Below are 18,644 nucleotides of genomic sequence, written 5' to 3'. Positions count from 1 at the left end.
ATGAGTTGTAGCGCTCAAGCGAGTTCGATCAGATCCCGATACTCCTCGGACCAATAGTCCTCGGTGCCGTCGGGCAACAGGACCACGCGTTGCGGGTCCAGGGCTTCGGCCGCCCCCGGATCGTGGGTCACCAACACCACCGCGCCCTGATAGCTCCGCAGCGCGTCGAGCACCTGTTCCCGCGACGCGGGGTCGAGGTTGTTCGTCGGTTCGTCGAGCAGCAATACATTCGCCGTGGAAGCCACCAGGCCGGCCAACGCCAGCCGCGTCTTCTCGCCACCGGACAGGGTGCCCGCCGGCTGGTCGAGCTGCGGGCCGCTGAACATGAACGCTCCGAGCAGCCCGCGCAGGTCTTGCTCCCCCGACTCGGGTGCGGCGTGCCGGGTGTTCTCCCACACAGTCGCGTCGTTGTCGATCGTGTCGTGCTCCTGCGCGAAATAGCCCAGCCGCAAACCGTGTCCGGGCTCCAGCCCGCCGGTGTCGGGCGTCTCGACGCCGGCCAGCAGGCGCAGCAGCGTCGTCTTGCCCGCGCCGTTGAGCCCCAGCACCACCACCCGCGAACCCCGGTCGATCGCCAGGTCGACCCCGGTGAACACCTCGAGCGATCCGTAGGACTTGCTCAGCCCCTTGGCCACCAGCGGGGTGCGCCCGCACGCGGCCGGGGTGGGGAACTTGATCCGGGCCACCCTGTCGGCGACGCGTTCCTCGTCGAGGGAGGCCATCATCCGATCGGCACGCCGCAACATGTTTTGGGCCGCAACGGCTTTGGTGGCCTTAGCGCCCAGCTTGGCCGCCTGCGTACGCAGCGCGGCGGCCTTGCGCTCGGCATTCGCGCGTTCGCGGCGACGGCGCTGTTCGTCCGTGGCCCGGGCGTCCAGATACTTCTGCCAGGTCATGTTGTAGACGTCGACCTCGCCGCGCACGGCGTCGAGAAACCAGACCCGGTTGACGACGTCGGCGAGCAATTCGACGTTGTGGCTGATCACCACCAGGCCACCGGTGTGCGACCGCAAGAAATCCCGCAGCCAGCCAAGCGAATCCGCGTCGAGGTGGTTGGTCGGTTCGTCGAGCAGCAGCGTGGTCGACGAACCCGCGCCGGTGTCGGAGGCGGCGAACAGGATGCGCGCCAGCTCCACCCGGCGGCGTTGACCACCCGACAGGGTGCGCAGTTGCTGCGTCATGACACGTTCCGGCAGACCGAGACTCGCGCAGATGCGGCCGGCTTCGCTCTCGGCGCCGTAGCCGCCCAGCGCGACGAACCGCTCCTCCAGCTGGCCGTAGCGCCGGATCGCGCGGTCGCGCGCTTCGTCGTCGGCGACCTCGGCCATCAACGCCTGCTGCTTCTCCAGATCGGTGAGCAGGACGTCCAACCCGCGGGCCGACAGTACCCGGTCGCGGGCCAGCACATCGAGGTCGCCCTCCTTGGGATCCTGTGGCAGGTAACCGATTTCGCCGCTGCGGGTGACCGATCCGGCGTACGGTTCGCTTTCCCCGGCCAGGATGCGCAGGGTCGTGGTCTTGCCCGCTCCGTTGCGCCCGACCAGCCCGATGCGGTCGCCGGGCTGGATCCGGAGGTCGGGGCCGTCGGGTGAGAGCAAGATGCGCGCGCCAGCGCGGACCTCGAGGTCCGTAGCCGTGATCACGATCGCTCTCCTTGTCGCACGCTATTTGTCGTCGGTGAACACCGGGGGCCGCCGCTCGGCGCGCGCGGCAACCGCTTCTTCGAAGTTGGCGGTGAGCAGACGGACGAAAAGCTGTCCCAAGCCTTCGGCTTGCATGTGTCCTTCCAGGCTACCGGCGTCCAGCCCACTCCACAGTGTGCGCTTGGTCAACTCGACTCCGGGCCGGGAGAACGCGGCGATCCGCGCGGCGATCGCGTAGCAGGTGTCCAGCAGCTGGTCGTCGGGCACCCGGCAGGACACCAGCCCGATGCGCTCGGCCTCCTCGGCGCTGACGTCGCGACCGGTGAGCATGATCTCGAAGGCCCGCGACGCTCCGATCGCCCGGGGCAGCAGGTAGGACAGGCCCAGCTCGCTGGCCGTCAACCCGTTGTTGATGCCGGCGGCCCGGAAATAGGCGCTGGTGGAGGCCACCCGGATATCGGCGGCCAGGGCCAGGCACAACCCACCGCCGATGGCCGCGCCGTTCACCGCGGCGATGACCGGCTGGTGCATACGCCGCAGCGCCAGGATCACGTCGTCGAGAACCTCCATGGAGCGCAGCGCGTACGTCGGGCGGGTCAGCCCGTCCACATTCGGCACCGTGCCCGCGGATTTGTGATCGGCGCCCGAGGAGAACCCCCGACCCGCCCCGGTCAGCACGACCACCCGCACGGAGTTGTCGTAGGTGACCTCTTCCAGGGCCGCTTTCAGCGGCACCATGACGTCGAACGCCATGGAATTCATCCGCTCGGGCCTGTTGAGGGTGATCAGGGCCACGCCGGGCCGCGCGTGTTCGACGAGTACCAAACTCACCCGTGCACGGTATCGCGACCGAAGCCGGCGACCTATTCGGCGGCGCGCGTCAGGATTGGTCTGGTTGAGCAGCCTCGACGTCGAAGTCCCTGATTTGCTGCACCAGATCCTCCAGGGCCGCCGGCGGCAGTGCGCCCGGCTGGTTGAACAGCAGCTTGCCCTTCTTGAACGCCATCAGCGTCGGGATGGAGCGGATCTGGGCGGCGGCGGCCAGCTGTTGTTCGGCCTCGGTGTCGACCTTGGCGTGCACGATGTCCGGGTGTTTCTCCGACGACGCGTGAAAAGTCGGCCCGAACTGGCGGCATGGCCCGCACCAGGAAGCCCAGAAGTCGACCAGCACGATGTCGTTGTTCTCGATGGTCGCGTTGAACTGCTCCGCAGTGAGATCCTGTGTTGTCACATTTGGCCTAACGCCCGGTCCTGCTCGGATGTTCCCGCGCGAATGTCGACCATTAGCGCACCCCCATACTGCTCCCGTCAGCGGCAATTGGCCAGTGCAACGGCTTCCCAATGAACAGTTGGGTTTTCGTTTGCGGGCCACGACCGCCGGTGCGCCGAGGTTACGGTTGCGGAGGTTTTCGGTGCTCGGACAGACTTAGGGCTGATGCACCAATCGAGGGAGATGTTTTGGGCCACTACATCGCTAACGTCCGTGATCTCGAGTTCAACATCTTCGAAGTTCTCGAGGTAGGCGAGGTTCTCGGTGCCGGGCAGTACAGCGAGCTGGACGCCGACACGGTGCGGACCATTCTGTCCGAAGCCGCTCGCCTGGCCGAAGGCCCGGTCGCCGAAACGTTCGCGTTCGCCGACCGCAACCCGCCGGTGTTCGATCCCGACACGCACACGATCAGCGTGGCACCGGAATTGGCCAAGACCGTGCAGGCGATCAAGGACGCCGAGTGGTGGCGGCTGGGCCTGGCCGAGGAGATCGGTGGCATGCCCGCGCCGCCCCCGCTGGCGTGGGCGGTCAACGAAATGATCTTCTGCGCCAATCCGTCCGCGAGCTTCTTCTGCCTGGGTCCCTTTATGGCGCAAGCGCTTTACGCGGAGGGCGACGAGGAGCAGAAGCGTTGGGCGGCAGAGGGCGTCGAACGCGGCTGGGCCGCCACGATGGTGCTCACCGAGCCCGATGCGGGTTCCGACGTCGGCGCGGGCCGCAGCAAGGCCATCGCGCAACCGGACGGCACCTGGCACATCGAGGGGGTCAAGCGGTTCATCTCCGGAGGTGACGTGGGTGACACCGCCGACAACGTGTTTCATCTGGTGCTGGCTCGCCCGGAGGGTGCCGGACCCGGCACCAAGGGGCTGAGCCTGTTCTACGTGCCCAACTACCTTTTCGACCCCGACACGTTCGAACTCGGCGCCCGCAACGGCGTTTTCGTCACGGGGCTGGAACACAAGATGGGCATCAAGTCCTCCCCCACCTGCGAGCTGACCTTCGGCGCCACGGATGTGCCCGCGGTGGGGTATCTGGTCGGCGGCGTGCACAACGGGATCGCGCAGATGTTCACCGTGATCGAGCACGCGCGCATGACGATCGGCGTCAAGGCCGCCGGCACCCTTTCCACCGGATACCTCAATGCGCTGGCCTACGCCAAGGAGCGGGTGCAGGGCGCCGATCTGACCCAGATGACCGACAAGGCCGCGCCGCGGGTCACGATCATGCACCACCCCGACGTGCGCCGCAGTTTGATGACCCAGAAGGCCTACGCCGAAGGGTTGCGGGCGCTCTACATGTACGCCGCCGCACATCAGGATGATGCTCTCGCACAACAAGTTTCGGGCGCCGATCACGAGATGGCGCACCGGGTCGACGATCTGCTGCTGCCGATCGTCAAGGGGGTCAGTTCCGAGCGGGCATACGAGATCCTGACCGAGTCGTTGCAGACGCTGGGCGGCTCCGGTTTCCTGCAGGACTACCCGCTGGAGCAGTACATCCGCGATTCCAAGATCGACTCGCTCTACGAGGGCACCACCGCGATCCAGGCCCTGGACTTCTTCTTCCGCAAGATCGTCCGCGACCACGGCGCGGCCCTGCAGTTCGTCACGGCGCAGATCAGCCAGACCATCGACGACTGCGACGAGGCGCTGAAATCCCAAGCGCAGGCGGTGCAATCCGCGCTCGACGAGGTCACGGCGATGACGGGCGCGTTGACCGGCTACCTGATGTCCGCGACGCAGCATCCGACGGAGATCTACAAGGTGGGGCTCGGTTCGGTGCGCTACCTGCTCGCGGTCGGCGACCTGCTGATCGGCTGGCGGTTGCTGGTGGGCGCCGGGGTCGCGCACGCCGCACTGGCCGACAATCCCGGCGACCAGGACAGGGCGTTCTACCAGGGCAAGATCGCGACGTCGGCGTTCTTCGCCAAGAACATGCTGCCGAAACTTTCCGCGCTGCGCCGGGTCATCGAATCCATCGACGACGACGTGATGCGGATTTCCGAAGAGGCGTTCTGAGCGCTACGGCGTCACGGGCCTGTTGACGTCGTTGAACCTGACGATCACCCGCTCGAGCCGTTTGACGCGTTCGACTTTCGCCCCCTTCGCGTAGGTCCGCCGATCGGCCGGGGTGAGTTCGGCGTCGTCGCTGAACGCGCCGAGCAAGGCCCGCGGGTACAGCCGCTCGACCAGGACGACGTTCAGCTCGGCGCACAGCACCAGCGCCGTCGACACCAGATACAGGAAGGCAAGCAGACCCAGCACCAACGCGAAAATGCTGTTGGTGGCGCTGGCCGTCTTGACGGTGTGCTGGATATAGCCGGCGCCGAACCACTGCAGTATCTGCCAAATGAACGCTGCCGCAACGGCTCCCGGTAGCACCTGCCGGTAGGTGAGTTCTCTTGCGGTGGTCACCCGGAAGGCCACCAGACAGATCAGCGCGTTGATCGCCACGGCGGTCAGCGTGACACCGATCTTTCCGAAGACACCCAATTCCGCGGTCGTCTGCGCGATCCCGGACAGCACGGTGGCCGCGATCACCGCCGAGCCGAGAACGAACAGCAAACCGAAACTGCGCACGCGGGCCCGAATCGGGTTGGGGCGCTTGTTCTTCGGCACGGCCCACACCGAGTCCATCGCGTTCTGCACGGACTGGCCGACGCCCAGACCACCGTAGAGCGCACCGAGGATTCCGACGACGACGGCGACCGTCCCCCCGCTCAGCCCCTCGGGCTGATGCAGCTGACTGCCGATCACCGGGAACTGGCTCAGCGCGCTGTGCAGCACCTGCTCTTGCAGATCGGGGCGGCCGGCGAGCACCACCCCCAGCCCCGTGGTCAACAGCAGCAGCATCGGAAATAGCGACACGAAGCCGTAGTAGGTGATCAGTGCGGCCAGGTAGCCGCCTTGGTCATCGAGGTATTTGTAGATGACGGCGACGGTCACACTCGCGCCGCGGTTGCGTTGCTGCAAATCGTCCAGCCAGCCGACCATCGCCGATCACTCATCCCCCCGGAAACCGACACCCAATCGAACGATGGGCGGGGCATACCCCGATTCGACGGCGGCCAACCGCCCGGGCGGCCGAATCCGTGCGGTCAGACGGTGAAGCCGAGGGCGCGCAGCTGTTCGCGGCCCTCCTCGGTGATCTTGTCCGGTCCCCACGGCGGGTTCCAGACCCAGTTGATCCGCAGGTCGCTGACCAGACCGCTGCCGACCAGCGCGCTGCGCGACTGGTCTTCGATCACATCGGTCAGCGGACAGGCCGCCGACGTCAGCGTCATGTCGATGGTCGCGACCTTTCCCCCGTCGCCGTCTTCGACGTCGAGGCCGTAGACCAGCCCCAGATCGACCACGTTGATCCCCAGTTCGGGGTCGACGACGTCGCGCATCGCCTCCTCGAGGTCGGCGATGAATTCCTGGTCGGGTGCGGTGGTTTCGCTCATCGTTGGTCCTCCTCGAAAGCATGGCTGGCCTGGGCCAGTGCGTCTTTGCACGCCATCCACCCCAGCAGAGCACATTTCACCCGGGCCGGGTACTTGGCAACTCCGGCGAAGGCGATGCCGTCGCCCAGGACGTCCTCGTCGCCTTCGACCGTTCCGCGCGAGGACACCATTTCGGTGAACGCGGTGATGGTCTTCAGCGCCTCCCCCACGCTCTGGCCGATCACCTGCTGGGTGAGCACCGAGGTGGCCGCCTGGCTGATCGAACAGCCTTGGCCGTCATAGGAAACGTCGGCGACGGTCTGGCCGTCGTCGGACAACGTCACCCGCAGCGTGACCTCGTCGCCACAGATCGGGTTGACGTGGTACACCTGCGCGCCGAACGGCTCGCGCAGACCGCGGTGCTGCGGGTGCTTGTAGTGATCGAGGATCACGTCCTGATACATCTGCTCCAGGCGCACGGCTCACACTCCGCCGAAGAATTCTGTCGCCCGACGCACACCGGCCACCAGCCGGTCGACCTCTTCGGCGGTGTTGTAGACGGCGAACGACGCCCGCGCCGTGGCGGCCACCCCGAACCGGCGATGCAGCGGCAACGCGCAGTGATGGCCGACCCGCACCGCGACGCCCTCGTCGTCGAGCACCTGCCCGACGTCGTGGGCGTGCACGCCGTCGACGACGAAGGCGACCGGGGAGCCACGGTTTTCCATCGACGTCGGCCCGATGATGCGCACGGCGTCGATACCGGACAGCCCCTCGAGTGCCGCGGCAACCAGCTCGTGCTCGTGGGCTTGCACGGCGTCCATCCCGATGGCGCCGAGGTAGCGCGCGGCCGCGGCCAAGCCGACGACCTGAGAGGTCATCGGGGTACCGGCCTCGAATCGCTGCGGGGGCGCGGCGTACGTGGTGGCCTCCATCGTGACCGTCTCGATCATCGAACCGCCGGTGATGAACGGCGGCAACTCCTCGAGCAATTCACGCCGCCCGTAAAGCACCCCGATTCCGTTGGGGCCCAGCATCTTATGGCCGGAAAACGCGCCAAAGTCGACGTCGAGGGCATGGAAGCCCACCCGCTCGTGCGGCACCGACTGGCAGGCGTCCAGCACGGTCAGCGCACCCACCGCCTTGGCCCGGGCGACCAACTCGGCCACCGGCGCCACCGCGCCGGTGACGTTCGAATGATGGCTGAACGCAACGACTTTGACCCGCTCGTCGAGTTCCAGCGAGTCCAGGTCGATGCGCCCGTCGTCGGTCACGCCGTACCAGCGGAGCGTGGCCCCGGTGCGCCGGGCCAGTTCCTGCCACGGAACCAGGTTGGCGTGGTGTTCGAGCTCGGTGATGACGATGACGTCACCCTCACCGACGGCGCGGTCGAATCGCTGGTCGCCCAGCACGTAGGACACCAGGTTGAGCGATTCGGTGGCGTTCTTGGTGAAGATCAGCTCTTGCGCGTCGGCACCGACGAATGCCGCGATGTCGGCCCGGCCCTGCTCGTAGGCGTCGGTGGCCTCTTCCATCAACTGGTGCGCGCCGCGGTGCACCGCGCCGTTGGACGTCAGCAGGAATTCCCGTTCGGCGTCGAGCACCTGCAACGGGCGCTGGGACGTCGCGCCGGAATCCAGGTACGCCAACTGGTTTCCGCTGCGCATGATGCGCTTCAGGATCGGGAAATCGGCACGGATCGCCGCGAGATCCAGTGGAGTCACGGAGGCCGACATCGTTACGCCCCCGTGGCAGCCGATTGTGTGAAGCGCTCGTAGCCATGCTCTTCGAGCTCGTCGGCCAGTTCGGGGCCGCCAGCCTCGACGATGCGCCCGCCGACGAAAACGTGCACGAACTGCGGCTGGATGTAGCGCAGGATTCGGGTGTAATGGGTGATCAGCAGGACACCGCCGTGCTCGGCTTCGGCGTAGCGGTTCACGCCCTCGCTGACCACCCGCAGCGCGTCGACGTCCAGCCCGGAGTCGGTCTCGTCGAGGATCGCGATCTTGGGCTTGAGCAGCGACAGCTGCAGGATCTCGTGGCGCTTCTTCTCACCGCCGGAAAAGCCTTCGTTCACACTGCGTTCGGAGAACGCCGGATCGATCCCGAGATCGTCCATCGCGCCCTTGACTTCCTTGACCCAGTGCCGCAGCTTCGGTGCCTCACCGCGCACGGCCGCGGCGGCGGTGCGCAGGAAGTTCGACATCGACACCCCGGGCACCTCGATCGGGTATTGCATGGCGAGGAACAAGCCGGCCCGCGCCCGTTCGTCGACGCTCATCGCCAGCACGTCGGTGCCGTCCAGCGTGATCGAGCCGGACGTCACCTCGTATTTCGGGTGCCCGGCGATCGCGTAGGACAGGGTGGACTTGCCGGACCCGTTCGGGCCCATCAGCGCGTGCGTCTCCCCCGACTTCACGGTGAGATCAACACCTTTGAGGATTCCGATGGCCTCGGCCTCATTGGCGGGCGAGACGCTGACGTGCAGATCCTTGACTTCGAGCGTGGTCATCAGTTCTTGATTCCTTCGGTTAACTCAAGTTCGTGTTCGATGGCCTCGGTCAGCCGATCCCGCACGGAAGCCACGGCGATCTTCTGGATGATCTCGGCGAAAAAGCCGCGCACGATCAGCCTGCGGGCCTGGTCTTCCGGGATGCCGCGAGCACGTAGATAGAACACCTGCTCGTCGTCGAATCTTCCCGTGGCACTTGCGTGTCCGGCGCCGACGATCTCGCCCGTCTCAATTTCGAGATTGGGCACCGAGTCGGCGCGGGCACCGTCGGTCAGCACCAGATTGCGGTTCGCCTCATACGTGTCGGTGCCGGTGGCCTCCGCGCGGATCAGTACATCGCCGATCCATACCGTGTGGGCGTCGGGCCGCTTGGAGTCCGGATCGCCTTGCAGCGCACCCTTGTACAACACGTCCGAGCGGCAGTTGGGGTACGCGTGGTCGACGAGCAACCGGGATTCGAAGTGCTGGCCGTCGTCGGCGAAGTAGGTGCCGAGCAGCTGCGCGTCGCCGCCCGGGGCGGTGAAACGCACCGTCGTCGAGGTGCGAACCAGGTCGCCGCCGAGCGTCACGTTGACGTGGCCGAGCACCGAATCCTTGCCCAGCCGTGCGTGATGCGCGCTGACGTGGACCATGTCGTCGGCCCAGTCGGCGATCCAGATCACCCCGAGGGCGGCCGCATCGCCGACGATGATCTCGACGTTGTCGGCATAGGTGCCGCTGCCGCGCAGGTCGATGACGACGATGGCGCGGGCGAGTTCCTCGACGCGGATCTGCAGGTGCCCGTAGGCGACCGCGCCCTCGCCGGGCCCGGTGACGGCGATCTCGATCGGCTTGGCGACCTCGGTGTCGCGCGCCACCGTCACCACCGTCGCGGAGTTGAACGACGAGAACGCTTGGGCCGCAACGCGGTCGGCGGGGACGCCGCCCTGCCCCAGTCGCTCGTCGCCGCGGCGCACGGTTTCGGTCCGCACGCCGGGCTGCTCGTCGACCGTGATCGTGGCCTTACCGTTGGCGACGGCAGAGCCGTCGTGCAGGCCGCGCAACCGCTTCAGCGGGGTGAATCGCCACAGCTCGTCGCGGCCGCCGGGCACCTCGAAGGCGTCGACATCAAACGAACTGAACTGCTCGCCCTTGTTCTTGATGATCCCTTCGGCAGCTTCAGTGAGATTCTGAACCACTATCCGACAGCACCTTCCATCTGCAGCTCGATCAGCCGATTGAGCTCCAGTGCGTATTCCATCGGCAGTTCCTTGGCGATCGGCTCGACGAAGCCGCGAACCACCATCGCCATCGCCTCGTCCTCGGTCATGCCGCGGCTCATCAGGTAGAACAGCTGGTCCTCGCTGACCTTGGACACGGTGGCCTCGTGACCCATCGTCACGTCGTCCTCGCGGATGTCGACGTACGGGTAGGTGTCGCTGCGGCTGACCGTATCGACAAGCAGCGCATCGCATTTCACGCTGGAGCGCGACCCGTGGGCGCCCTTGTTCACCTGCACCAGGCCGCGGTAGGACGCGCGGCCACCGCCGCGTGCCACCGACTTGGAGACGATGTTGCTCGACGTGTTGGGCGCCAGGTGCAGCATCTTGGCACCGGTGTCCTGGTGCTGGCCCTCGCCGGCGAACGCCACCGAGAGCACCTCGCCCTTGGCGTACTCGCCGGTCATCCAGACCGCCGGGTACTTCATCGTGACCTTGGAGCCGATGTTGCCGTCGACCCACTCCATGGTGGCGCCGGCTTCGGCGCGGGCCCGCTTGGTGACCAGGTTGTAGACGTTGTTCGACCAGTTCTGGATGGTCGTGTAACGGCAACGGCCACCGGGCTTCACGATGATCTCGACCACCGCGGAGTGCAGCGAGTCGCTCTTGTAGATCGGCGCCGTACAGCCCTCGACGTAGTGCACGTAGGCGCCCTCGTCGACGATGATCAGTGTCCGCTCGAACTGGCCCATGTTCTCGGTGTTGATCCGGAAGTAAGCCTGCAGCGGGATGTCGACGTGCACGCCCGGCGGCACGTAGATGAACGAACCACCCGACCACACAGCGGTATTCAGCGCGGAGAACTTGTTGTCGCCGGCCGGGATCACGCTGCCGAAGTACTGCTTGAAGATCTCCGGGTGCTCCCGCAGCCCGCTGTCGGTGTCGAGGAAGATGACGCCCTGGCTCTCCAGGTCCTCACGGATCTGGTGGTAAACAACCTCGGAGTTGTGCACCACCAGGCCTTCGGCGATGAAGTTGTGCGGGCCGTCGACCTCTATGTCGTAAACCGGCTCGACCAAATACGGTTCGACGGACTTGACCCGCTCAAAGCCGAGCCAATCGTTACAGTGCGCCCGGATGGTGGTTCCGTGCGCTCCGTTGGAAGAGTGCATGTAGCGGCGACGGCCGAAGCGCGCGGTCCGCTTGGGGTTACGGCATCCCAGGCGCTCGAAATCGCCGGAGATGCCTAGCCTCCAAGCGATTTGCATGCGCTCCGGAGCGTGCCGATAGGGCTGGGTGAACGACCACGGCCCACCCGCGCGCAAACCCGACAGTTCGGCCAATTCACGCGCCTGACCCAACAATGATTCGTTGGCGCACGTCAAAAGCACCGAACCGCTATTGGCAGGTCCCACATAGCCGTCGGCGTCGACCCATCCACCGAGAAAAGCCAGCCGCTGATCGATCGGCAATCCGTAGACCCAGTCCGGCACATGCTTAGTCAGCGACACGCCACCAAAGCCCACTTGCACTATCCACTCGGTCAGCGCTTTGGAGTTCACTACCACGCGGTACTCATCGGCGTCGATGCAGCGCAAGCCGAACAGGTCCTTGACCACCCGGGTCAACTCGGCCCGGACCTCGACATCCGTTGCGGGGATGGCGAACTGCACACGATACGTCTTTGTCGACAGATGCAGGTTCCCGTCGCCGATGTAAAGGCCGAGCAGCCACATCAGGTCGGTTGAACTGACCGTGGGGGAAGTCAATCCGGCAACACCCGGAAGTTGAGCGGCCACACCTGCGTCCGGAATTGCCCTGGGGACCGCGATGAAGTCGCCCGGGTTGAGCTCGCCCACCGTGACCCACCGCCGGACGTACCGGGCGCGCTGTCGACCCGGCTTGCGCTCGTCGCGCAGCACTAGCATCGGGTGGTTGTCGGTAGCGCGGATGCTGCGACGGGTCGTTTTGACAGCGTAGGTCAGCCGCGTGTCCGTCTGCGCCGACGCCTTGACCGGTGCCACGATGAATCGCTCGGCGTCCTCGTCGTACGCGAAGACCCGGTCACCCGACTCGATCTGCTTGATCGGGACCTGCCCACGATTGGCCGTCCACACCAGGGTTTCCCCCGCCAAGCACTCGTACTGCGCGGCCACACCGGCGACCAGGCGCTGCTTCTCCGCCTCGGGGATGCCCAGCCGGTCGTAGGTGTTGCGGATGTCCTCGGGCAGGTCCTCCCAGGAGGCCGCCTGCTTCTCGGTGGAGCGCACGAAGTACTTGATGTTGTCGAAGTCGATGCCCTCGAGGTTGGAGCCCCAGTGCGGCATCGGCTTGCGGTCGAAGATACGCAGCGCCTTCAGCCGGCTCTGCAGCATCCACTCCGGCTCGTTCTTCTTCGCCGAGATGTCGCGGACGACCGCCTCGGACAGGCCTCGCTGGGCGCTGGCACCCGCGACGTCGGAGTCCGACCAGCCGTAGCCGTACTTGCCCAGCGATTCGATCGCCTGCTCCTGGGTCAACGGCGCAGCGGGCGTGGCCTCTGGCGTGAGTGTCATTCGGACGCTCCTTCGGTGTCGGTGCTGGCGCGGGCTGGGCGCCGCTTGATGCTAGGTCTTGCTTGCTGCCTTGCTCGCAACCGGTGCGAGCGGCACATGGGTGGTACAGGCGCAGTCGCCGTTGACGATCGTCGCCAGCCGTTGCACGTGGGTACCGAGGACTTCGGCCATCGCCTCCCGCTCGGCTTCGCACAACTCCGGGAATTCCTCGGCGACATGCGATACCGGGCAGTGGTGCTGGCAGATCTGCACGCCGTGCAGCGGCGGACCCACCCGGGTCGTGGTGGCGACGTAGCCGGCCTTGGTCAGCGCGCCGGCCACCCGCTCGGCGGCGGCCTCGACGTCGGCGTCGGCGGCACTGTCGGCGGGCTCCACGTCGGCCAGGATCGTGTCGATGCGCCGTCGGGCGAACGTCTGCAGCGCGCCCTGTCCGCCGATCTCACGCAGTTGGCGCATCGCCGCGACCGCCAGGTCGTCGTAGGCGTGGTCGAGCTTGGCCCGCCCGGCCGCCGTCAACCGGAAACGCTTGGCGGGGCGCCCGCGTCCGGCCTGCTGCCATGCCGCGGCGGCGGCCGATTCCGCGTCGCCCGCTTCGATCAGCGCGTCCAGGTGACGGCGCACACCGGCGGCGGCCAGACCCAGCCGGTCACAGATCTCGCTGACGGTGATCGACCCGGATTCCAGCAGCAGCCGCACGATGGCGCGGCGGGTGTGACCATCCGGCAGCACGGTAGGAGCCACCGCGCCGGTTGCGGGCGCGGCGACGGCTTCCTCGGTGGTTCGGATTTTCACAACACCAGTGTGACGCAATTCCGGAATTCGGTCTAGCAAGGCTGCCCTCAGTGCCGCGTCGTGCCGAGCGCACCGCGAGCACCGGGCCGCGACTTCCCGACATGCCGCTACGCTGCACTGATGGCAGAGCGCCACCACTCGCTGAGCTCGTCGATCGCCGCGTTGCACGGCGACGAGAGGCCCGTGGGCTCACCGCTCAATGAGACCGAACTCACCGCACTACGGCGCACCCGGCTGTTCGGCGCCACCGGCACGGTCCTGATGGGGATCGGCGCGCTGGGCGCCGGGGCCCGTCCCGTCGTGCAGGACCCCACGTTCGGCGTGCGGCTGCTGAACCTGCCGTCCCGGATCCAGACGGTGTCGTTGACCATGACCACGGTCGGGGCGGTCATGATGGCGCTGGCCTGGTTGATGCTGGGCCGGTTCGCGCTGGGCAACCGGCAGATGTCGCGCGGCGAGCTGGATCGCACCCTGGTGCTGTGGATGCTGCCGCTGCTGATCGCGCCGCCGATGTACAGCAAGGACGTCTACTCCTACCTGGCGCAGAGCCAGATCTCGCTCGAGGGGCTCGACCCCTACCAGGTCGGTCCCGCGTCCGGGCTCGGTCTCGGCCACGTCTTCACCCTGTCGGTGCCCAGCGTGTGGCGGGAGACGCCGGCGCCCTACGGTCCGTTGTTCTTGTGGATCGGGCGCGGCATCTCGGCCCTGACCGGTGAGAACATCGTCGCCGCCGTGCTCTGCCACCGCCTGGTGGTGCTGGCCGGGGTGGCGATGATCGTGTGGGCCGTGCCGCGGCTGGCCCGGCGCTGCGGCGTCGCCGAGGTCAGCGCGCTGTGGCTGGGCGTGGCCAACCCGCTGCTGCTGATGCATCTGGTCGCGGGCATCCACAACGAGGCGCTGATGCTCGGGTTGATGCTGATCGGGGCCGAATATGCGCTGCGCGGCATCGATTCGCCCCGGCTGTGGCCCACCTCGTGGCGCCGGCTCGGCCCCGACTGGGAGCCGCTGGGCATGCTGCTGGCCGGCTCCATCCTGATCACGCTGTCCTCGCAGGTGAAACTGCCGTCGTTGCTGGCGCTGGGCTTCGTGACGATGGCGCTGGCCTACCGCTGCGGCGGCAACCTGCGGGCGCTGCTGCTGGCCGGCGGCGGGATCGGGTCGTTGTCGCTGGCGGTCATGGCCTTGGTGGGCTGGGCCAGCGGACTCGGATTCGGCTGGATGTTCACCCTCGGCACCGCCAACGTCGTGCGCAGCTGGATGTCTCCGCCGACGCTGCTGGCCCTGGCCACCGGGCAGGTGGGGATCCTGCTGGGTCTGGGCGATCACACCACCGCCGTGCTGGCCCTGACCCGTTTCATCGGCGTGCTGATCATCATGGTGCTGGTCAGCTGGTTGCTGTACGCGGTGTTCCGCGGCCGGCTGCACCCGATCGGCGGCCTGGGCGTCGCGCTGGGCATTTGCGTGATGCTGTTTCCCGTCGTACAGCCCTGGTATCTGCTGTGGGCGATCATTCCGCTGGCCTGCTGGGCGACCCGCACCGGCTTCCGCGAGACGGTCATCGTGATCACGCTCGTCGTCGGCATCTTCGGTCCGACGGCCAACGGCGACCGGTTTGCGCTGTTCCAGATCCTGGATGCCACCCTGGCCAGCGCCGCCGTGATGGCCGTGCTGATCGCGCTGACCTACACCCGGCTGCCCTGGCGACCGCTGCAGTCGAACGACAACGGCGACGGGGCGCCCGGCGCCGAGACCCCCGCGCCGGTCCAGGCCCCGCGGGCCACCCCTCGATCCGAGGCGGCACCCGACGCCTACGCTGACTCGACGTGAGTTCGGGCCAGCATGTCCCCCAAGCCCCCGAAACAGTGGTGCGGCTGCGCGGGGTGAGTAAGCAGTACGGCTCGACGACAGCTGTGTCCAACCTCGATCTGGAAGTGCACGCCGCCGAGGTGCTGGCGCTGCTGGGCCCCAACGGCGCCGGCAAGACGACGACGGTCGAGATGTGCGAGGGCTTCGTGCGCCCGGATGCCGGCACGATCGAGGTGCTGGGGCTCGACCCGGTCGCCGACAACGCCCGGCTGCGCGCGCGCATCGGGGTGATGCTGCAGGGCGGCGGCGGTTATCCGGCGGCCCGCGCCGGCGAAATGCTCAATCTGGTGGCCTCGTACGCGGCCGACCCGCTGGACCCGCAGTGGCTGCTGGCCACCCTGGGCCTCACGGATGCCGCCCGCACCACCTACCGGCGGCTCTCCGGCGGGCAGCAACAACGGCTCGCGCTGGCCTGCGCGCTGGTCGGGCGTCCCGAACTGGTTTTCCTCGACGAGCCCACCGCCGGCATGGACGCGCATGCCCGGCTGCTGGTCTGGGAACTGATCGACGCACTGCGCCGCGACGGCGTGACGGTGGTGCTCACCACGCATCAGCTCAAGGAGGCCCAGGAGCTCGCCGATCGGATCGTCATCATCGACCGCGGGGCGACGGTGGCGGAGGGCACCCCGACCGAGCTGATGCGCTCCGGCGCGAAGGACCAGCTGCGGTTCACCGCGCCGCCGCGACTTGACTTGTCGCTCTTGGCTTCTGCACTACCCGAGGACTACAAGGCCACCGAGGTGACACCGGGCGAATACCTGGTCGAGGGCCCGGTCGACCCGCAGGTGCTGGCGACCGTGACGGCATGGTGCGCCCAAATCAACGTGCTGGCAACCGATATGCGCGTCGAGCAACGCAGCCTCGAAGATGTGTTCCTGGAACTCACCGGCCGGAAGTTACGATCGTGACCGACACCAATACCCCGGCGTTCCCCCCGGGAACCTTCACCCCCGACCCGCGCCCGAGCGCGGTGCCCAAGATGCTTGCCGCCCAATTCGGGCTCGAGCTGAAACTGTTGCTGCGCAACGGCGAACAGCTGCTGCTGACCATGTTCATCCCGATCACGCTGCTGGTCGGATTGACGCTGCTGCCGTTTGGCTCGTTCGGCCACAACCGCGCCGCGACGTTCGTGCCGGCCATCATGGCGCTGGCGCTGATCTCGACGGCATTCACCGGGCAGGCGATCGCCATCGCGTTCGACCGCAGGTACGGGGCGTTGAAACGGCTTGGGGCCACGCCACTTCCGGTATGGGGCATCATTGCCGGCAAATCGCTGGCGGTGATCACCGTCGTGTTCTTACAGGCAATCATTTTGGGCGCCATCGGTTTTGCGCTGGGGTGGCGGCCGGCCCCGCTGGCTCTCGCCATGGGCGCGGCGGTCATCGCGCTGGGCACCGCGGGGTTTGCGGCCCTCGGGCTGCTGCTGGGCGGGACGCTGCGGGCCGAGATCGTGCTGGCCGTGGCCAACCTGATGTGGTTCGTCTTCGCCGGACTGGGCGCGCTGACCCTCGAGACGAACATGATCCCGACGGCCGTCAAGTGGGCGGCCCGGCTCACCCCGTCCGGCGCGCTGACCGAGGCGCTGTCGCAGGCGATGACGCTGTCGGTCGACTGGTTCGGCGTCGTCGTCCTGGCGGCGTGGGGCGCGGTGGCCGCGCTGGGCGCACTGCGCTGGTTCCGCTTCACCTGACGCCCTTTCGACCCCGCCGACCGCGACACATAAACCATGCACACGACCCGCCGCGGCGGATGTACGTGGGTTAAGTTTCGGCGCACATAGACCTGTACTACAGGTCGTAGTTGTCGTTGGCCTACGATCGGGCGGTGGCGAGACGAGTGCTGATGCGGCTGGTGGACCTGCTCCCCGACCCCAGCCTGCGCGTCCAGCGGATCATCGCCGCCACCGTGATTTTGTCCCAGGGCGGTATCGCCGTCACCGGCTCGATCGTGCGGGTCACCGCGTCGGGGTTGGGCTGTCCCACCTGGCCACAGTGTTTCCCGGGCAGTTTCGTCCCCGTCGCGGTCGCCGAGGTGCCGCGGGTGCATCAGGCCGTCGAGTTCGGCAACCGGATGTTCAGCCTCGCGGTGGTGGTCACCGCCGCGCTGGCCGTGCTGGCGGTCTACCGGGCGCGCCGGCGGGCCGAGGTGCTGGCCTACGCGTGGCTGATGCCGGTGTCGACGGTGGTCCAGGCCGTGATCGGCGGCATCACGGTGCGCACCGGGCTGCTGTGGTGGACGGTGGCCATTCACCTGCTGGTGTCGATGACGATGGTGTGGCTGTCGGTGCTGCTCTACGTCAAGGTCGGCGAGCCCGATGACGGCGTGGTGCACGAGCGCGTGGCCAAGCCGCTGCGCCTGCTCACCGCGCTGACCGGAATGAACCTGGCAGTGGTGCTGGTCACCGGCACGCTGGTGACCGCCGCCGGCCCGCACGCCGGAGACCGCAGCCCCAGCCGGACGGTGCCGCGGCTGAAGGTCGAGATCACCACGCTGGTGCACATGCACTCGACGCTGCTGGTCTCCTATCTCACGCTGTTGGTCGGGCTGGGCTTCGGGCTGCTGGCAGTCGGCGCGACGCGGGCCATCATGCTGCGGCTGGGCGTGCTGCTGGTGCTGGTGTGCGCGCAAGCCGCCGTCGGCACCACGCAGTACTTCACCGGTGTTCCCGCCGTTTTGGTCGCCGTCCACGTCGCGGGTGCCGCCGCGTGCACGGCCGCGACCGCGGCGCTATGGGCGTCGATGCGAGAACGGGCCGAGCCCGAACCGCTCGCAGGCTGACTCCACGCTTAGCGCGAACTCGCGCTGGGCCAGCTCGCGCTCGCCGGCGTCCAGCTGCCGCCAGCCCAGCGACGGCGCCACCACGTCCAGCCCGGCCACCCGGCCCCCGCTGAGCTCGACGCGCGCGTACAACAGCTCGCCGGTGACGATTCCGGCGTGTTGGGCCGCCACGGCAATGGCGGCGTAACCGAGGTCCCACGAATCGAACTCCGGCTCGACCGGCCAAGCGTGGGACTGCTGCCCTCCGAGAAAGATCAACACCGACTGTGCCGTCGCGCCGGGCAGCGTTGGCACACCCGCCTTCTCGATGTCGTCGAGGTACCGCGCATCGAGATTCCAGGCGATCACCGCGGGCGGATTCAGCAGGTTCTTGACGCGGCGGGTCCAGGCGAGGAACTCGTCGCGCCGCTCGGCGTCCGCGGTATCGCGCAGGATCACCAGGTCGGCGCCGACAGTCTCCGGGTCGTCCCACTGCAGCCAGCGCGCGTGCAGCCCGCGTGTTCGTAGCGCGGATACCAGGCCCGCGTCGTCGGGATGCCGGGGACATCCGGCCAGCACGATGCGGGGGTGGAAGACGTCCGGGCGGGCAAGCTTCATGCCCGGGC

16 protein-coding genes and 1 pseudogene are annotated in these 18,644 nt (G+C 67.5%); 5 read left to right on the top strand and 12 right to left on the bottom strand.

All coding sequences use genetic code 11. The annotated features are described in order from the left end of the window. Positions 1–14: 14 nt before the first annotated feature. The 3 genes from BN973_RS13170 to trxA are packed head-to-tail and all read right to left on the bottom strand — an operon-like array spanning position 15 to position 2,874. Positions 15–1,643 (bottom strand): ABC-F family ATP-binding cassette domain-containing protein, encoded by a 1,629-nt coding sequence (locus BN973_RS13170; protein WP_036468673.1) that lies wholly within the window; start codon positions 1,641–1,643, stop codon positions 15–17. Positions 1,644–1,664: 21 nt separating this feature from the next. Then, complete coding sequence (locus BN973_RS13165) at positions 1,665–2,510, bottom strand: enoyl-CoA hydratase (protein ID WP_198048987.1); 846 nt, start codon at positions 2,508–2,510, stop codon at positions 1,665–1,667. 13 nt (positions 2,511–2,523) lie between these two features. Continuing rightward, positions 2,524–2,874, bottom strand: coding sequence for a thioredoxin (gene trxA, locus BN973_RS13160; protein ID WP_036468669.1), 351 nt, complete (start codon positions 2,872–2,874; stop codon positions 2,524–2,526). Positions 2,875–3,101: 227 nt separating this feature from the next. Between trxA and BN973_RS13155 the strand changes: the two genes are divergently transcribed. Continuing rightward, the gene (locus BN973_RS13155; RefSeq protein ID WP_036468667.1) at positions 3,102–4,931 is read left to right on the top strand and encodes an acyl-CoA dehydrogenase; all 1,830 of its coding nucleotides are present in this window, start codon (positions 3,102–3,104) and stop codon (positions 4,929–4,931) included. Between the two features lie 3 nt (positions 4,932–4,934). Here the strand turns inward: BN973_RS13155 and BN973_RS13150 are convergent, their stop codons facing one another. The 8 genes and pseudogenes from BN973_RS13150 to BN973_RS13115 form a co-directional block, all read right to left on the bottom strand. Beyond that, the gene (locus tag BN973_RS13150; RefSeq protein ID WP_036468665.1) at positions 4,935–5,906 is read right to left on the bottom strand and encodes a YihY/virulence factor BrkB family protein; all 972 of its coding nucleotides are present in this window, start codon (positions 5,904–5,906) and stop codon (positions 4,935–4,937) included. A gap of 104 nt (positions 5,907–6,010) precedes the next feature. Then, entirely contained in the window at positions 6,011–6,358 is a 348-nt protein-coding gene (locus BN973_RS13145; RefSeq protein ID WP_036468664.1) for a metal-sulfur cluster assembly factor, read from the bottom strand. Next, positions 6,339–6,801: pseudogene (sufU, locus tag BN973_RS13140) on the bottom strand (Fe-S cluster assembly sulfur transfer protein SufU); the annotation flags it as partial. The pseudogene sufU and the gene BN973_RS13145, both read right to left, overlap by 20 nt. Positions 6,802–6,819: 18 nt before the next feature. After that, positions 6,820–8,073 (bottom strand): cysteine desulfurase, encoded by a 1,254-nt coding sequence (locus BN973_RS13135; RefSeq protein ID WP_036468660.1) that lies wholly within the window; start codon positions 8,071–8,073, stop codon positions 6,820–6,822. 2 nt (positions 8,074–8,075) lie between these two features. Next, complete coding sequence (gene sufC / locus BN973_RS13130; protein WP_036468658.1) at positions 8,076–8,849, bottom strand: Fe-S cluster assembly ATPase SufC; 774 nt, start codon at positions 8,847–8,849, stop codon at positions 8,076–8,078. Further along, positions 8,849–10,027: a Fe-S cluster assembly protein SufD gene (sufD, locus tag BN973_RS13125; RefSeq protein WP_036468656.1), complete on the bottom strand. Its 1,179-nt coding sequence runs from the start codon at positions 10,025–10,027 to the stop codon at positions 8,849–8,851. Before sufD ends, sufC begins: the two co-directional genes overlap by 1 nt. Beyond that, the gene (sufB, locus tag BN973_RS30485; RefSeq protein WP_198048925.1) at positions 10,027–12,603 is read right to left on the bottom strand and encodes a Fe-S cluster assembly protein SufB; all 2,577 of its coding nucleotides are present in this window, start codon (positions 12,601–12,603) and stop codon (positions 10,027–10,029) included. Before sufB ends, sufD begins: the two co-directional genes overlap by 1 nt. Before the next feature lie 51 nt (positions 12,604–12,654). Continuing rightward, positions 12,655–13,446 (bottom strand): helix-turn-helix transcriptional regulator, encoded by a 792-nt coding sequence (locus BN973_RS13115; RefSeq protein ID WP_139830222.1) that lies wholly within the window; start codon positions 13,444–13,446, stop codon positions 12,655–12,657. Positions 13,447–13,515: 69 nt separating this feature from the next. Here BN973_RS13115 and mptB point away from each other — a divergent pair, with 69 nt between their 5' ends. The 4 genes from mptB to BN973_RS13095 all read left to right on the top strand — a co-directional run bounded on the left by mptB (position 13,516) and on the right by BN973_RS13095 (position 18,039). Beyond that, positions 13,516–15,222, top strand: a complete 1,707-nt coding sequence (mptB, locus tag BN973_RS13110; RefSeq protein ID WP_036468652.1) for a polyprenol phosphomannose-dependent alpha 1,6 mannosyltransferase MptB — start codon at positions 13,516–13,518, stop codon at positions 15,220–15,222. Next, entirely contained in the window at positions 15,219–16,169 is a 951-nt protein-coding gene (locus BN973_RS13105; RefSeq protein WP_084163381.1) for an ABC transporter ATP-binding protein, read from the top strand. The genes mptB and BN973_RS13105 overlap by 4 nt, the downstream gene beginning before the upstream one ends. Next, the gene (locus tag BN973_RS13100; protein ID WP_036468650.1) at positions 16,166–16,951 is read left to right on the top strand and encodes an ABC transporter permease; all 786 of its coding nucleotides are present in this window, start codon (positions 16,166–16,168) and stop codon (positions 16,949–16,951) included. Before BN973_RS13105 ends, BN973_RS13100 begins: the two co-directional genes overlap by 4 nt. Positions 16,952–17,067: 116 nt before the next feature. Further along, positions 17,068–18,039, top strand: a complete 972-nt coding sequence (locus tag BN973_RS13095) for a COX15/CtaA family protein (RefSeq protein ID WP_407067581.1) — start codon at positions 17,068–17,070, stop codon at positions 18,037–18,039. Here BN973_RS13095 and BN973_RS13090 read toward each other — a convergent pair. After that, a complete protein-coding gene (locus BN973_RS13090) occupies positions 17,989–18,636 on the bottom strand; it encodes an ATP-grasp domain-containing protein (RefSeq protein WP_036468649.1) in 648 nt (215 codons plus the stop codon). The genes BN973_RS13095 and BN973_RS13090 overlap by 51 nt on opposite strands. Positions 18,637–18,644 lie beyond the last annotated feature (8 nt).

The organism is Mycobacterium triplex (genome assembly GCF_000689255.1).
Classification (GTDB): Bacteria; Actinomycetota; Actinomycetes; order Mycobacteriales; family Mycobacteriaceae; genus Mycobacterium; species Mycobacterium triplex.
Note: the sequence above shows the minus strand (reverse complement) of the source record. Positions and strands in the feature narration are given on the sequence as shown.

Bases quoted from the DNA above. Each gene is read 5' to 3' on its own strand.
- BN973_RS13135 (WP_036468660.1), bottom strand. From the start codon at position 8,073: ATGTCGGCCTCCGTGACTCCACTGGATCTCGCGGCGATCCGTGCCGAT.
- BN973_RS13150 (WP_036468665.1), bottom strand. From the start codon at position 5,906: ATGGTCGGCTGGCTGGACGATTTGCAGCAACGCAACCGCGGCGCGAGT.
- sufC (WP_036468658.1), bottom strand. From the start codon at position 8,849: ATGACCACGCTCGAAGTCAAGGATCTGCACGTCAGCGTCTCGCCCGCC.
- mptB (WP_036468652.1), top strand. From the start codon at position 13,516: ATGGCAGAGCGCCACCACTCGCTGAGCTCGTCGATCGCCGCGTTGCAC.
- BN973_RS13145 (WP_036468664.1), bottom strand. From the start codon at position 6,358: ATGAGCGAAACCACCGCACCCGACCAGGAATTCATCGCCGACCTCGAG.
- BN973_RS13090 (WP_036468649.1), bottom strand. From the start codon at position 18,636: ATGAAGCTTGCCCGCCCGGACGTCTTCCACCCCCGCATCGTGCTGGCC.
- sufB (WP_198048925.1), bottom strand. From the start codon at position 12,603: ATGACACTCACGCCAGAGGCCACGCCCGCTGCGCCGTTGACCCAGGAG.